The 15,250-nt window shown below is 59.6% G+C and carries 13 protein-coding genes and 1 tRNA gene; 6 read left to right on the top strand and 8 right to left on the bottom strand.

Annotated features, from left to right (window positions below):
• The first annotated feature begins 432 nt into the window (after positions 1-432).
• The 4 genes from RA19_RS14770 to RA19_RS14755 are packed head-to-tail and all read left to right on the top strand — an operon-like array spanning position 433 to position 2,683.
• The gene (locus RA19_RS14770) at positions 433-1,059 is read left to right on the top strand and encodes a MotA/TolQ/ExbB proton channel family protein (protein WP_446720288.1); all 627 of its coding nucleotides are present in this window, start codon (positions 433-435) and stop codon (positions 1,057-1,059) included.
• A 4-nt stretch (positions 1,060-1,063) separates the two neighbouring features.
• Entirely contained in the window at positions 1,064-1,441 is a 378-nt protein-coding gene (locus tag RA19_RS14765) for an ExbD/TolR family protein (RefSeq protein ID WP_039163909.1), read from the top strand.
• A gap of 10 nt (positions 1,442-1,451) precedes the next feature.
• A complete protein-coding gene (locus RA19_RS14760) occupies positions 1,452-1,835 on the top strand; it encodes an ExbD/TolR family protein (protein ID WP_039163907.1) in 384 nt (127 codons plus the stop codon).
• Positions 1,832-2,683, top strand: a complete 852-nt coding sequence (locus RA19_RS14755; protein WP_039163905.1) for an energy transducer TonB — start codon at positions 1,832-1,834, stop codon at positions 2,681-2,683. The genes RA19_RS14760 and RA19_RS14755 overlap by 4 nt, the downstream gene beginning before the upstream one ends.
• Positions 2,684-3,125: 442 nt before the next feature.
• Here the strand turns inward: RA19_RS14755 and RA19_RS14750 are convergent, their stop codons facing one another.
• Positions 3,126-4,646 carry an HAL/PAL/TAL family ammonia-lyase gene (locus RA19_RS14750; RefSeq protein WP_052261808.1) on the bottom strand — a complete coding sequence of 507 codons (1,521 nt, stop codon included), beginning with the start codon at positions 4,644-4,646 and terminating at the stop codon, positions 3,126-3,128.
• A 278-nt stretch (positions 4,647-4,924) separates the two neighbouring features.
• On the opposite strand from RA19_RS14750, the gene RA19_RS14745 reads away from it, so the two are divergent.
• Positions 4,925-5,608 carry a UTRA domain-containing protein gene (locus tag RA19_RS14745; RefSeq protein WP_241479075.1) on the top strand — a complete coding sequence of 228 codons (684 nt, stop codon included), beginning with the start codon at positions 4,925-4,927 and terminating at the stop codon, positions 5,606-5,608.
• 40 nt (positions 5,609-5,648) lie between these two features.
• Positions 5,649-6,593 (top strand): LysR family transcriptional regulator, encoded by a 945-nt coding sequence (locus tag RA19_RS14740; RefSeq protein ID WP_039163902.1) that lies wholly within the window; start codon positions 5,649-5,651, stop codon positions 6,591-6,593.
• A 2-nt stretch (positions 6,594-6,595) separates the two neighbouring features.
• Here the strand turns inward: RA19_RS14740 and glmS are convergent, their stop codons facing one another.
• From glmS to RA19_RS14700, 7 genes are all read right to left on the bottom strand, one after another.
• On the bottom strand, positions 6,596-7,117 hold the full coding sequence (gene glmS, locus RA19_RS14735; protein ID WP_052261807.1) for a methylaspartate mutase subunit S: 522 nt from the start codon (positions 7,115-7,117) through the stop codon (positions 6,596-6,598).
• Positions 7,118-7,466: 349 nt separating this feature from the next.
• Positions 7,467-8,975: a peptidoglycan-binding domain-containing protein gene (locus RA19_RS14730; protein WP_039163901.1), complete on the bottom strand. Its 1,509-nt coding sequence runs from the start codon at positions 8,973-8,975 to the stop codon at positions 7,467-7,469.
• A gap of 410 nt (positions 8,976-9,385) precedes the next feature.
• Positions 9,386-10,948: a methyl-accepting chemotaxis protein gene (locus tag RA19_RS14725; protein WP_039163900.1), complete on the bottom strand. Its 1,563-nt coding sequence runs from the start codon at positions 10,946-10,948 to the stop codon at positions 9,386-9,388.
• The gene (locus tag RA19_RS14720) at positions 10,936-11,235 is read right to left on the bottom strand and encodes a hypothetical protein (protein ID WP_039163899.1); all 300 of its coding nucleotides are present in this window, start codon (positions 11,233-11,235) and stop codon (positions 10,936-10,938) included. Before RA19_RS14720 ends, RA19_RS14725 begins: the two co-directional genes overlap by 13 nt.
• Before the next feature lie 494 nt (positions 11,236-11,729).
• On the bottom strand, positions 11,730-13,115 hold the full coding sequence (locus RA19_RS14715) for an insulinase family protein (protein ID WP_241479074.1): 1,386 nt from the start codon (positions 13,113-13,115) through the stop codon (positions 11,730-11,732).
• Between the two features lies 1 nt (position 13,116).
• Complete coding sequence (locus RA19_RS14710; protein ID WP_039163897.1) at positions 13,117-14,406, bottom strand: M16 family metallopeptidase; 1,290 nt, start codon at positions 14,404-14,406, stop codon at positions 13,117-13,119.
• Between the two features lie 715 nt (positions 14,407-15,121).
• A tRNA-Met gene (locus RA19_RS14700) sits at positions 15,122-15,198 on the bottom strand.
• Positions 15,199-15,250 lie beyond the last annotated feature (52 nt).

Raw genomic sequence — 15,250 nt, 5'->3', positions numbered from 1 at the left:
CCCTTGGGCTGCCATGGCTTGTTCCGGCAATAACGCCGGTGCCCGGTCAAGACAAACGTTTCCATGCGCAGTCAGACCCGGCCAAGCGCTGCAACGGCAGCGCTCCGCTCCCCAACCTTGCAATGCCCCAGCGGCATGGAGCTCCCCATGATCTTTCGACTTTCTGCGGCGCTTGCCGCACTGCTGATAACCTGCGGCCTGGCAACCGCCCAGGAAACACCGGCCGCACCAGTCCCCTCCCTGCAGCAGACGCCACCTGCTGCCGGGGCCAGTGCCGCCGCCCCAGAGCTGGTGCCAGAAAGCGGTATTGAAATTTCCAGACCGCAAACGCTTCCGGCAGATAAGGCGCTGCCTGTTCAGGAAACACCTGCGGCTCCGCTTTCAGGTCAGGAAGAGCTGGTACAGGCTGCCAGCGATGCCTCTGCCAAGGCTATGAAATTCCTTCAGGACGGGGGCCCTTCGATCTGGGCCATTGCAGCCTTGTCGGTGATTACCATGGCATTGATCCTGTGGAAAATCTGGCGGCTTGCCCTGATTGGCGCCTGGTCGCGCGGCAAGGCGGGCCGGGCTGTCGGCATCTATGAGCGCGGCGATCCCGCCGCTGCTTTGGCCATTGTTCAGGGCCGTGCCGGCATCCGCTCCAAAGTGGTTGCAACTGCGCTCCGCACCGCCGCATCGCTGCCCGAGGAGCGCGCCCGGGAAGAAACTGCCCGGGTGGCCAAACTGCATCTTGCCAGTGCCGGCTCCGGCCTAGGGGCACTGGAGCTGATTGCAACGATTGCGCCGCTGCTGGGGCTGCTTGGCACTGTTCTCGGCATGATCGCCGCTTTCCAGGCCCTGCAGGCGGCCGGTTCCAAGGCCGATCCCGCGCTGCTGGCAGGCGGCATCTGGGAAGCCCTGCTGACAACCGCTGCCGGCATGGCCGTGGCAATCCCCGCTTCTGCCGCGCTGACCTGGTTCGAGGCTGTCATCGGCCGCATCCGCCGCGACATCGAAGACAGCGCCACCCGCATCTTTGTCGCCAATGAACCGCAGCAGCTGAAACTGGCAGCCGAGTAGGCGCATGGACCTCACCCTGCCTTCAAAACCCCGGCGGAAACCCAGCCTCACACCCATGATTGATGTGGTTTTCCTGCTCCTGGTGTTCTTCATGCTGGCCTCGCGGTTCGGCGCCGATGCGGTACTGCAGCTGCCGCTGGCCGGCCAGGGCGGCAGCTATACCGGCCCGCCGCGCCTTGTCGGCATCGGTGCCGCCAATCTTGACGTGAACGGTGTGCCGGTGGCGGACAGCAACCTGACCCAGGCGCTGGCGCCGCTGATGGAAACGCCTGGCGACATGCTGATCCTGCGCGGCCGCGACGGTGCCGACCTGCAGCGCATCAGCGATGTGACCGGGCTGCTGCGGCAGGCCGGGTTCACCAATTTCGTGCTGGTGGAGTGAGGAAGCCGCCATGGACCTGACCGATCCGCCCCGCCGCCCGCGCGGTGAATCCATCGTGCCGATGATCAATGTGGTTTTTCTGCTGTTGATCTTCTTTCTGATGACCTCCCGCTTGTCGCAGCCGGAACCGTTCGAAGTGACACCGCCGGATGCTGCCTTCGAAGCCGAACCGGACGCAGAACTGGTGCTTTTTGTTGATGGCAAAGGCAGGATGCATTTCGAAGGTGCCGAGGGCAAAGCCGCCATCGCCAAGCTGGCGGCCGCCGGCAAAGCGGGCGCACCGGTGCGGTTGCGCGCCGATGCCGGGCTGGAGGCCAAAACACTGGCAGGCATCCTGCGCCAGCTGGCGGCAGCCGGGCTGTCGCATGCCGAATTGGTGGTGCGCCAGCCATGAAACGTGCTGCTGAACTCACCGTGTTTGCGGGCCTCGCGGCCCTGATCCATATCGCATTGTTTGTGCGGGCGCCCGAGTCCGGCGTGCAATCCAGCGGTTCCGGCGGCGAGGCCTTGGTGTCGATTCAAGCATCAAACACAACTGTGGCCGAGATGGTTGAAGCCTGGGAGCGTCCCCGGCACATGCCGACGCAGATTGAAGCGGAACCGGCCAAGCTCCTGTCCGGGACGGCCTCTCCGCTCCTGCCGGAGATCGAACTGGTCCAGGCTCCGCGGACTGCGGTGCAAATCGCTCTCTCCAAGCCTGAAGAGACCGATGTACTGAACGTGGATGCAGCCCCGCCCGCGCCTCCGGAACCGGAGCCCGCGCCGGCCTCAAAACCAGAGCCGGAACCGACACCTGAACCGCAGGCCAGACCGGAGCCGGCGCCGCAGCTGGAAACCCCAAAGGCGGCGCAGACGTCGCCAGGGCAAGGGGAACAGCGGGCTGCCGGGTCTGGCGGCGGGTCCAGCGCGGGCCAGGCAGGCAGCGCATCCGAGGCCACTGCCAACTCAGGCCGCCAGACAAAGCTTCGAAATGTCTGGGGAGCCAAGATCCGTGCCCGGGTTGAGCGCCGCAAAAAGTATCCCTCCGGCGCGACCGGGAAAGGCACGGTTGTCGTCCGTATCACCGTTTCGCGGGCCGGTCAGCTCATACGCAGCCGGATTGCAAAGTCCTCCGGAAACGCCACCTTTGATCAGGCGGCTTTGAAAGCAATTGCCCGGGCCGGGACGTTCCCGGCGGCGCCCAAAAAGCTGCAGTCCGCCCAGATCACGGTGAATTTGCCCATCACTTTCTCAAAACGATAGGCAACAGAAACCGGTCTTGCGGCGAATGGCCCGCTTTCAGAGCAAGCGGGCCGTAGCACTTCGCAACCAGATGGCTGCATCAAACAGGCGTTCCGGCCGACCGTGCAGATACTGCCTCCCGCCCGAGCAGCCACAGCGGCCTATGAAATCAACGAAGACGTTTCTACCACTTTCCTGGGCGGCGCATTGAACACCGGCGCAAACCTGTTCTTCACCCGGAGGAAGGCCACCAGGTAGAAATGCCCGACGGATCGGGCAATCCGTTTGACCGGCACACCTTGAATGCGAGCGAACCCGCGCCTTTGGCCTTGCGATTTCCGCAGAGGCGGAAGTGTTCGGGCTGACCTTCTGGACGGGGCCGCCGTGTCGCTGAACTGGTGGCTGGTTGCAGTGCCGCCGCCAGCCCGGGCCTGGATGCGCAACAAGCGCCTGCTCCGAAACCTCAACAGTCTGGCGGCCGCTGCGCCGCCAGCATTGCGCTGATCTGCTCCATATCCTGGCTCAGAGGACGGTCGTCCGCATAAAGCGGAACCCTGGCGCGGACGGCGTCATAGACCTGGCGCAGGCGGTGCGACCCGCAGGGCTTGGCGGATAGGTCCCGCGCCTGGGCGCCGCACAGCAGTTCGATGGCGAGGATCATCCTGGTGTTGCGGATAATTCGCAGGGATTTTTCCGCTGCTGGCGTGGCGTGGGTCAGCATATCTTCCTGCAGCGCCGAGGTGATGCCGCCGGCCAGCGAGGCTGGAACGGCGAGCATCCGGTTTTCCCCCTTTAAGCCCGCAGCAGTGTACTGCGCGATCATGAAACCCGAGCCGCGCCCGGCCTCGGCGCCCAGAAAAGCAGGCAGGCCGCTGACCAGCGGGTTGACCAGCCGGTCGACCCGGCGCTCGGCAATAGCGCCCAGCTGCGCTGCAATGATTGCCAGCCGGTCGCTGGCAAAGGCCACCGACGCCCCAACCGCATTGGCCTGGCTGTAAACCTCCGGGCGTTCCGGCGAGCCTGCAACCGCGGGGTTGTCAGAGACATAGCGCAGCTCCTGCGTCAGAACGTCGCCGATCTGGTCCAGTTCATCGCGGATGGCGCCGTGAACCTGCGGAATGGCGCGCAGGCTAAGCGGGTCCTGGGTGCTGAAGCTTCCGGCGTCGGGCGCATTCATACCGTCCAGCCAGCGCTGCATGTTTTCGGCGGTGCCCCGCACGCCGGAAGTGTCCCGGAACATCTGGCTGCTGCCATGAAAGGTCATTTCCTGCCGCGCCAGCACCTCATAGCTAAAGGCCCCGGCGGCATCCCCCCACTCCACCAGATCGCGCAGCCGCGCCAGCGCCAGCGAGGCCAGCCCGGTGCCGCAAACCGTGCCGTTCACCAGGCTCAGGCCTTCCTTGGCCCCCAGCACCAGCGGCTTGCGGTCAAGCCGCCTCAGCGCTTCGGCACCGGAGACCCGCACACCGTCCAGCAGCGCTTCACCCGCACCGATCAGCACCAACCCGATTGCCGCGGTGTGAGTGAGGTAGCCCACCGAGCCGCGCGACGGCACCACCGGTGTCACCCCGCCGTTCAGCAAGGCCAGCATGGTCTCAACCGCCTGCCAGGAGATCCCGGACTTGCCCAGCGCAAAGTTGTTGATCTGCGTCGCCATGATCGCCCGCACCCCTTCGGCTTCAAGAGGCTCGCCGACGCCGCAGGCATGGCTGAACAGGATGTTGCGGGACAACGCCGATTGATCCTCAGGGCTGATGATCACATCACACAGGGCGCCAACACCGGTGTTAATCCCATAGCCGCGCACCTCTCCTGCCACCAGGCCTTCGACAATCCGGCGGGCATAGCGGATCCGCTGCTCCACAGCGTCCGACAACTGAAGTCTCGCGCCGCGGGCAACCGCAACGACCTGCTCCGGGCTGAGCGGCTGGTCGAGCAGAACCGGCTGCGTCGAAAATTGCGCCGATGCGGGATCAATCTTCATTCTGGAGCTCCTGATGCAAACAGAAAGGCGGAGGGCGGCAGTACAGGCCGGTTGGAAGAGCGGAACTGTTCATAAATGTCCAGTAATGCTCGTAAACATTTATGTCTACACTTAACTGAATAAATCACACCCGTTCGGCCCGATTGGCAGGGATCCACGGTCGACGCTTTGACCTTTGCTTCATATGTGCTTCCCTGGCTGCCCGTTATGTGTATTTTTATACCCAATAAAATTTTTTAATGACCCTGAGAGGCAGAATGGCAGCGGCGCGCGAAAACATGAGCTACCGGGATATCAAGCAGGTGGTTGTTGACCGCATCCAAAACCGGATCTGGGCGCCGGACAGCCTGCTGCCGAGCGAGACCGAGCTCGCGGAAGAGTTTTCAAGCACCCGCACCACCGTGAACCGGGCGCTGCGGGAACTGGCCGAGGAAGGCTATCTTGAACGCAAGCGGAAGGCCGGCACCAGAGTGCTGAACGCACCGGTCCGCAAAGCCCAGTTCTCGATCCCGCTGGTCCGGGACGAGATTGCCGAAACCGGTGCAAGCTACCGGTATTCGCTGGTTGAGCAGACCCTGCTGGCGGCGCCGGACTGGCTGGCAGCACGGCTTGAGCTGACCCAGGGCCGGCAGGTGCTGCATATCAGATGTATGCATTACGCCGACAATGCGCCCTTTCAGTACGAGGTGCGCTGGATCATCCCGGAAAGCATTCCGGAGGTGCTGGAGGCCGATTTCACGCAGTCCGGTCCCAATGACTGGCTGGTGCAGAAAGTGCCGTTCACAAATCTCGAGATCAGCTTCATGGCCACTAAGGCCGACCAGGCCATTGCCGAATTCTTGGACGCACCGGCCGGAGATCCTGTGTTTACCGCGGAACGGATCACCTGGCTGCGCGGCGCGCCGGTCACTCTGGCCAAGCTGTACTTTGCACCGGGCTACCGGATGACCACGCATATTTGACGCCGCTGCAGGACCCGGACGGAACGGAAACACCAGCCGAATGACAGAGCCCGCTTCAGCAATCACCATCCGGCAGCTGCAGATCTTCCTGTCTGCGCTGGAGCATCAGAGCTTTGTGCAGGCAGCAGAGCATCTCGGAATGTCTCCGCCGGCGGTATCGATGCAGATGAGCAAGCTGGGCGACTCGCTCGGGGTGAAGCTGTTTGAGAAGCAGGGCCGCAGCGTCCAGCCCACCGAAGCAGCGCATCAGCTGCTGCCTTTTGCCCAGCGCATCCAGGCCACGCTGGACGAGGCGGTGGAGGAGATCAGTGCCAAGCAGCAGCAGCGGGACAACTGCGTCCGGGTGGCAATGGTGTCAACCTCGCGCCACTTCGGCCCGCAGTTGCTGCGTGATTTCCAATCCGCCTGTCCCGACGTCAGGGTTGAGATGCAAATCGCCAACCGCAAAGGCGTATTGGACATGCTGGAGAGCCGCGAGGCAGACCTGGCCATCATGGGCCGGACGCCCAAACGGTTCGAAGTGGACGCCTTTGCCTTTGCCAAGCACCCCTATGTTCTGGTCAGCCACCCTGATCACCCGCTGGCGCGCTCAACCAGGATCTCCAGAATGGACTTGGTGCCGCACCGGTTTCTTGCGCGGGAAACCGGTTCCGGCACCCGCATGGTGCATGACCACTTTTTCAGCAGCGCAGGCCTGGACCTGCCAAAGGCGCAGGAGATGGACAGCAACGCCAACATCAAACAGGCCGTGATGGCGGACCTGGGGCTTGCCTTTCTGTCTGCCCATACGATCGCCCTTGAGCACGCAGCGGGCAAGCTGTGCGTCCTGGAGGCGGAGGGGATGCCGGAAAACCGCGAATGGTACATCCTGCACCCCAGAGGCATACGGCTGGGCCAGGCCTCGTTGCAGTTTCGCGAATTCGTGCGCCGCAAGGGGCCCGGGTTCATGAAACGCTTTTTTGCCGGCACGCCCTTCGCGCTTTAGGCTCAGCCATACATATGGGCAAAGGCCTGGCTGAGGCCGGCCGGGCTTGCCCGCTCCGGCAGACGCGCCGGACCCGCGATGCGCCCCTTCAGAAAGCGCCGTTTGCGGCGGATGTCTTCTTTCAGCTGTTCCGCCACCAGAGCCAGGGACACCAGAGGCGGAAACACCCGGTCATATCCCATTGCCCGGAACCGTTGCTCCACATCAGGAAACTGCGCGCTTGCAGCCATCAGATTGCCACCGGCGTAAAGCGTGATCCCCTTCAGGCCGTTTTCATCGCACAGCGCCCGCAGACCGCGGCACATTGGCTCCCCGAACCCGTAGTTCGAGGAAATCAGGATCGCGTCCGCTCCATTTTGCTTTGCCACGGAAACAAGCTTTTCCTTACTGGCCGCGCCCTCCAAGCTGGTCACCCGGATGCCGTTCTGTTCCAGCCGCCGGCGGATGACACCGCAACCGATAACAGGGCAGTCATCGCCGCTAACCCCAAGAACTGCATTGAAATTTTCGTGCCAACCCGTCATTGGCCTGCCCCTTTGCGTGGATGCGAACTGTATATGTGTACGGCTAATGAGGCGCCCGGATTCATTCAATTGAATTCACTTGTATACCGCAAAAGATAAGTCAAACTTACTGGTTTTAAGCAATACAGCACCTTTTGCCGTCAGGCAGAAAGGGAGCAGCTAACGGCCTCTGCTGCTGCACAGCGCGGGCAGCTAGCAAAGGCCAAACCGCCAGTAGCGCCCTGCAGCCAAATGAACCCCACGAAGAATTGCCCCCGGCAAAACCATGATGAAGACGAGTGGCAACACGGCCGCCGTCCGGGCGGCCTGACCGGGTGGACAGGCGCCAATCCTGCGTAAGCTGATGCGCCTAGGCTGCCTTCAAGGTTTTCTTGCCAGCCTTGGCCGCAGCCGCTGCGGCAGCCTGCGCCGGTTTGCCCATCGAAATGAGCTCCGAGACTTTTTTCTGGAACGCCTGCGGCGACATCGGCCCTTTCCAGCTGCTATAGACAACCTCCAGCACGTTATCGAGCTGCTTGGCCAGCTGGTCATTGATCGCCTTTTCCATTAGCTCCCGGGTGCGCTTGTCGATCTGGCTGATGTGGAACGTCTGGCCTTTCGACTGTTTGGACAGCTCTTTCAGTGCCAAATCCCAAATCCGCTGCTTGTCCTTAGGACTCAGATGGTCGGCGGCTTTCTTGGCAAACCCTTCGATCACCTTGCCCAGCGGCCCCAAGGCAATGCCGGCCAGGAAATTGTTGGCCACATTGTCGAAGAACTTGTCCATGGTCATCTTCTTGTCGCCCTTGAAAGCCTTGGCCACATCTTTGACCGCCCCTTCCAGGGCCTTCTTGCCGCCTTCGGTGATCAGAAACATCACCGCCTTCTTGAGCGCGGTCTTGGACAGAAGCTTGAACCCGGCTTGGGCCGCCAGGCGCGGCAGCAGCTTGGCCGCCAGTGCCTCGACCATATGCTTGCCGCCGCCGCCGCCCTTGGCAATCAGCCCCAGAATGGCACCGGCCCCGGTGTCGATCAGCACGTTAGAGATGGCGCCGCCGACACTCCAGTCCTTGGCGCCTGCCCCCCATTTTCCAACCTCAGTGGCAGAGCTTTCAACCATCGCCACCCCGCCGCCGCCGATCACAGCCGAGGCAACCACCCCGGTACCGAGGCTTGACGCGGCAACGGGGGCTGCCATCACCGCCACAAAGGTGAAAGAAGCGGTCTTGGTGAATTTCAATCCGGTCACCCAGTTTTCACCACCGCCGATCATTTTCGCCCGGTAGGCCCGCATCGCATCCAGTGTGCCGTTCACCCTCTTTTCGCATTTTGGGTAGATCGCCTGGAACTTTGCCAGGTTCTTGCTCTTCACCGCCGCCTGGCACTGTTCAAACGCTTTGCGGGCTTTGGCCACCTCGGACCGCTTTGGCATCTCGGCACCGCTGGTGGTCTCGATGCAGAAGCTGACAAACCATTGTTCGCTGTTCAGATCGTAGAAGTAATCCCAAAGCGACTCCAGCGAAGACACCGCCATGCGCATTTCCCGCAGCGGCCCGCGCTCCAGCTCCATGACAATCTTCTTGAGCTGCGCCTGATACTCGCGCTCGGTCAGCCCGACCCACTTGCCGTTCTGCTTGAAAAAACGGGTGGGCTGTTCCTTTTCCACAGCGCCGGTTTTCTCGGCCCGGGCAATAACCGCAGCGGTTTCGCTGTCGACCTCGCCAGTGGCCTTCAGCCCGGCCTTCTTCTGCAACGCCTTCAAAGCAGCCTGTGTCTTGGGTCCGATAATGCCGTCGACTTCAAGCGGCGGTTTCGGATTCACCTTCTCATTCAGCAGGGACTGAAGCTTCTTTGCCCGGGCCGGTGCCATGCGCGCCATCGTTGAACTCCAAACAAAATGCCAGCGCAGCCGGGACAGGCCCGCCAGCACGGTTACAGAAAAATACCGGGGTGTTCAGCGGGCCGCGCAATCGGCTGCTTTGCAATTGTCCGCTCGGGGCGAAGCACAACCAGAAAATTAAGCAACGAATTCAAAAACACCATTGCGGGAAACTGTAGCAAACAATCCGCTCACCTGAAAACTCGGGGTTTCAATACCACCCCAGATGCCTGTCCCGCTGCCGCCACCGCCCGGAACGCAGCAAAACCCCGCCTCAGCGGCGGGGTCAATCTTTTGGAAAAAATGAAAGATTAAGGAAAATCGGCCTTCGACCCGGCCTTGGCGCCTGACGGCAATCAGCCGCCGGGCACACACCCGGCGGCGGCTGGTTCCAACGGCGCGCCCCGGTTTCAGGCAGCAGCCGAGGTCAAGGCCTGCAACGGCGCTGCGGTCTCGAACTGTGCCATCAGCTCCGTCAGCTTTTGCGAATCCGAGTGCAGCATGTGCCCGGCAGCAGTTGCCTCTTCCACCATGGCGGCGTTTTGCTGGGTGACTTGATCAAGCTGGCTCACCCCCATATTGATTTCGCTCAACCCGGTCGACTGCTCGGCGGCCCCCTCGGCGATGTTGGAAACAAGCCCCGAGATATGGTTCACCCGCTCCACGATCTTTTCGATCGCTTCGCCGGCCTTGCCAACCAGATCCACGCCATGGCCGACATGCTGAGAGCTTTCGCCGATCAGGGTTTTGATCTCGGTGGCCGCGTCCGCCGAACGCTGCGCAAGCGCCCGGACTTCCGAAGCAACCACGGCAAAGCCTTTGCCCGCCTCTCCGGCGCGCGCCGCTTCGACGCCTGCATTCAGGGCCAGGAGGTTTGTCTGGAAGGCGATGTCATCAATCACGCTGATAATCCGCGCAATCTGCGACGACGACTCCTCGATCGCCCCCATCGCAGACACCGCATCCTTCACGATTTCGCCGCTGTTTTCAGCCTCAAGCCGGGCCTCGTCCATCGTGTTTTCCACGCTCTTTGCCCCATCGGCCGCCGACTTCACAGATGCTGTCAGCTCCTCCAGAGCCGCCGCGGTCTGCTCCAATGTTGCTGCCTGGCTCTCAGTCCTGTTGGACAGCTCATCAGAAGCCCGGCTGATTTCGGTGGCACCATTGTTGATGCTGCCGGTCGCGGCCAGAACCTGGTCAATGGTTCCCTTGAGCGTATCCACCGTGGAGTTGAAGCTGTCTTGCAGCTGCGCATATTCCGGCGGGAAGGTCTCCTCGATCCGGCAATCAAGCCGCCCGTCAGCCAGTTCGCGCAAATGCTCGCCAACAACGCCAACCACACGTTCGGCGTCTTTCCTGCTTTGCGTCGCCTGGGCCTCGGCCCGCTCCGCCGCATCCGTCTGATCTCTTGCAGCCTGCTGCTGCAGCTTGAGCGCGGCATCTGCCGCCAGACTCTTGTGCAGGCTGATCAGCAAAACTCCCGTTTCCAGCAGCACGACCGAGGCATGCAGGATTGTCCGTTGCAAATTCTCCATCAAACCACCGCCCGGATACACAAGGCCCGGCAGCAGGAGGCTAAAAGAGATATGATGCAAGGCCACCAGCACCGTTGCAAAGACCAGTGCCCGCGGATTGGCCAGCGTCGACACGATCGCAAGGGCAGCAAAGAACATCATATGCGCATCAAGCTGCCAAGCATGGCCGCTGAGCGAGGCTGTGAACAGGATGCAATGGCCGATGAAACAGAAGCTCAGAAGATAGTCCCGGGCCGCCTCCGGCAGCTTCTGGGAGACAAATGCCAGCGCGCCCAGCAGCAGGCTCAGCCCTGCAAAAAGCCACCAGGCATCTGAACCGTTCAGGTAAAAGGCCGCAAGGGCGGGCAGCGGCATCAGCAGCCAGCTGGAAATCTGCTGGACCCGCCGTTCAGTTGCTGCGGTGTCAGTTTGCGGCCCGGAAGCCGTCAGTTTGCGCATAGTTCCAAAACCTTTCTTCCATCGACAACAATCCACGCGCCCTGCCGGTAAAGCCGGTCGAGGCTGTGCGGAGTTTCCAGCAGCACCAAAGCGCCCATCGGGGCACGTTCCGGAGCAATTTCCTGCACCCCGGCTTGTGCCGCGACCTCGGCTGCGCTCTTCCCCCAGGGAGACGCAATGACCAGCGCTACCTCGCCCGCTTGCGGCGGCGGCTGGGCAATCAGCATCAGCACCGGCGAGCAAAGCACGGCGGCTGCAGCTGCAAGAATCAGAAGCACATTTTGCATGCCCCCCTCCTTCACAGCAGGTTTTGACGGAAATTTGTTTTGAAAGTCTTTATAGGCTCCTTCGCGTCCCCAGGACGGTTCCCTCTGAAGGGTTCCCGGAGCTTCTGAGCCGATCTTTGTTCGTCATCCGGACTGACCACCAGCCCGGCCCAAGCGGAATGGCTTGTTCGCGCTTCGCCGGCCTTTGTTCCATCCGAACGATGCTTCCGGCGAGAGCGGGCGACAGAGCAGAACACTGTGCGGCCGCCTGGTTCCTACGGGCCAGCTACGTGGCCGCCTTGATTTTTCAGGAAAACCGTTCCGGCGGCTTGCAAAGAGAGGCTGCCGAGGCAAACCGCACAGAAAACATGAGGATGCAGGACCGGCCTACCTTAGGATTGCCTGTGTCGCGGATGGCGGCATCAGAAGTTCGATGCAGGACAGTTTCCAATCTCAACTCTGAAACGCAGCGCCGCCGGTTGCTGCTGCCATCACAGTGAAGTCTATTGCACCTTTTAATTTTCGCCATTCGAAAGCATATCAAGGCAGAAACTAAGAGGTGTATTCTCAGGCAGCGCGCAGTAGCCTTTTGACTTCAATGCTTCCGTCGGCGCCATGCCCCCTCCTATTAGAACGAGGAGAAAATCCTCCAATGGCGGCAAATGCGCATCCGAGTTTGTAATCACCTCAGTGAGAGAGGCCGTTTCGAGGGCCTCGAACACCGGAAGCCTCACGTCGCCACGAACACCATCGGGATACTCGTGAAGATATTGTAGTGCGCCCCAAGCGGGAGCAGTAAAAAAGTTGTGGACATACCTTCTGTTCAATATCTCATGCTTGAGGGCCAGCCTTTCGCTTTCAATGTTTCCAGAGCGCGCATTTTCATAAATATCCCTGATTTCTTCATAGATCTCAGGCCACCTAACCGCTTCAACAGTTGCGCTCAGCGAAATAATTGCCCTGTTCTTTTCCATGACAATGAAGTCAGAGCCCGGGTCGTAAGACGCACGCATTTCCTGACGAATTATCCGAAACATTTCTGAATCCTGGCCGGCGCCTATGTAGTTCAGAAGAAGGTTAGCTCCTATCTGATCCCGTTCATTTTCAAACTCCTCGGCTTTGACGAGTTGGATAAGCATTTCAGTTGTTTCAGGGTCCTCATAGTAAATCGTGCCCGGTGGCAGTGCAAAAGGCCGCTTTTCTGCTCCAGTCAGTGCCTCTGCCCATTTTGCAAAGGAGAACTTCCACTCCGCTTCGGCACTAGGGAGTTTTTTAATGAGTTTACCAGCACGGCGCTCTGCTTCTTGATTTCCTGATCTCAGGATGACCTGACTGGGCCGGCCAAACCGAAACTCATCGCCGCTCTCGTCATTGCGGGCATCATCTGGTTCAAACTCGATAAACTCGGCGACTTCACTCAAGACATTTTCCGGCTCTCTTGTTCTAACAGACAGCCCGGGGGTAATTCTTTGAACCTCCCTGGCGTACCAGCCACTTGAGTACTCAGGCTCCAGCAAAAGATTTTCGAGATGTACAAGTGTCTCCGGGAAGACTTCGTCCGGAGCTGTGACGGTCAGCATCAAGTTTCGGCCACTTGAACTGACGTTTTGCCTGATCCCCTTCAACCCCAGGAATTCATGGATTTTATAAGGAGAGCGGCTGGATGTTCCACCTGACACCACACTCGAAAGACCCGCCTTCAATGCAGTGACGCGATCCTGTGCCAGGCGGTCAATTGGCCAGACAAGTGTTATCGACGAGAGACCGTTGCGAAGAGGAGTCAGGTAGACAACTTTGGTATCTTCAGCCGTTGCGACGAGTTCCGCCCGGGATGCCTGCGCCCCGAGCAAACCGAAAACCAAGAGAAGAGCGGTGAGAAACCTGCCTTTGAATGCTTGCATTTTAGTCTGCTTTTTTTGCCAAAATGACTGACGTTGCAGATGGCTTCACAACCGTTGCCGCAAACTCAATTACCTCCTGATCCGACGTGTCGCGTATCATGTCAGAGAATACTGAAGGGCTGACAGGTGGGAAGCCATCTGCTGCCACATTTTGCAGGAACCAAAGAAATTCCGAGGATCGGCGCGTCGCATCTTGTGCGCTTACCATCTGCTTCTGGCGGGCCTGATTGATCTCGTTGTTGCTGATGGGTTCAATCAGCAAGTCAGCCAAAACCTTCTTCAGCCTGGTGTGCGCCGCATCCAAGCTGAACCCCGGCATCAGCTGAACATCCAGTGTAAGTTCAAGATCAGCATTTTTTGTAAAGCTCCAGCCCATTTTAGCTCCGAGAAACCTTTGATCCTCGAAATACAGGGCATTATGCAGCCTGCTGGTCAAAATTTCAGTTGCGATAAAGAAAGCCCCCTGCATATCGATGCTGGTAAGCTTTTCTTCAAAGTCCACGAATTTAGCAAACTGCACTGTATCAAGGGCCAGCCTGTTCGATTCAACGCGTTCGACGGACCTAAGTGAACGGGCTGGTTTCTCATCCAACCAAGGTTTTCGAGGAACCGAGGAGGATTTTGTGTCGCCGAAGAAGCGGGCAACTAGTTTTGCGGCCTTGTCCGGGTCAATCTTTCCTGACACGATTAGAGTGGCATTTGAGGGGACATAGTGCTCTTTGTGAAACTGATAAGCCTTTTCGAGATTCAATCCAGGCAAGTCCTCAATCGCATTATTGGCACGGCCACGCAGAGTTCCATACAGATTTTGAAGAGCAATCCGCTTTAACCAGCGACGTGGAGAGCGTCTTTCGCGAAACAGTGTTTCACGCTGAACGATGTCAATTTCACTTTCCGCAAAACCTTCTGGCAAACTCGGCGTGTCAAGAATTGCCCGGGACAGCCGCAATAGGGTTTCAATGTCAGAAGGCACGCCGGAATTAGTGTAGACAGTAGATACGTCGTAGGTTGTAGCATTCAAATCGCGCACTCGGGGTTTTCTAAGCACGGCAGCATCTGAGGACAAAGCAGCTAGATGTTCTGTCAAATGAGCCGTGCCAGATGGTTCCGGATCATCATACGCTCCTGAAAGAACGATCAGCTGCACGTCTACGCGATCGAAGTCCTCTACGGGAACAACATAGGCGGCATGCAACCCGCCCTTTTCCTCAAGCGGAATAATGCTTTGCGCTTGAACTTTTCCACCAAAGAGCAAGAAAGCAAGCGATAAAAATACCCAGGCTGCGCGCATCAAAAGCCTTTTCTACCTGTCACCTTAAAAATAAGTGAAAATCCGCCTTTGGGCGCCTTTCGAATGTGACCTTGGTTAGCAGAGAACTTCTGCGATGCTGGTTGCTTTTTCAAGCAACCCGTCGACAACATGCCGAAGTGTGCTTGATCAGTCCCACTAGTGTGGTCCGGTTCGACTATTAGAGCAGGATGGGCCTTTGTCCCGTCAGAACGATGGAATCCAGTGCGGGCAGGAGATAGCCTGAGCGCTGCTCATTCCTGCTTATGCAGGGGCTGCGATGCCCCACTCAACCAGCGAACAATTCCCGTAAACGGCTCATCCCCACTGGCTCGCCGCCGCCAGCGCAAAAGGCTTCAAAATCGTCCGGCGCATCAAAGACCGGAATCGTCTGCTTTTGGGGTGTCGATGCTGCGACCGGGCACATTCCGGTAAGATCTATGTTTTAATGAACAGCCACCCGAGCCTGTCGTCCCGGTACCGGGAGCTGATCGGGGACCTGGCCGGGTCCCTGAATGCGCCGGAGGTGAAGCGGGAGGCGACAGCATCGCTGCGGGCGCTGATTTCGGAGGTGCGGATGGTTCCTGACGCTGACGCGCCGGGCGGTCATCAGCTTAAACTTGTTGGGGAATTGGCCGGGATCATGGCTTTGGATCAGCCTGAATCGAAGAAGCCCCCAAAGGGGCTTTGTCGTCGTGTTCTACTTCACAAGTAGAGCTGGTTGCGGGAGCAGGATTTGAACCTGCGACCTTCAGGTTATGAGCCTGACGAGCTACCTGGCTGCTCCATCCCGCGACGCTTTATTCGGCCTGCGGCGCGGAGCGCAGCTTTCGGCCTGGGATTTCCC

The sequence above is a fragment of the Leisingera sp. ANG-M1 genome (assembly GCF_000813745.1).
Taxonomy (GTDB): Bacteria; Pseudomonadota; Alphaproteobacteria; order Rhodobacterales; family Rhodobacteraceae; genus Leisingera.
This window is presented reverse-complemented; position numbering and strand designations above follow the sequence as displayed.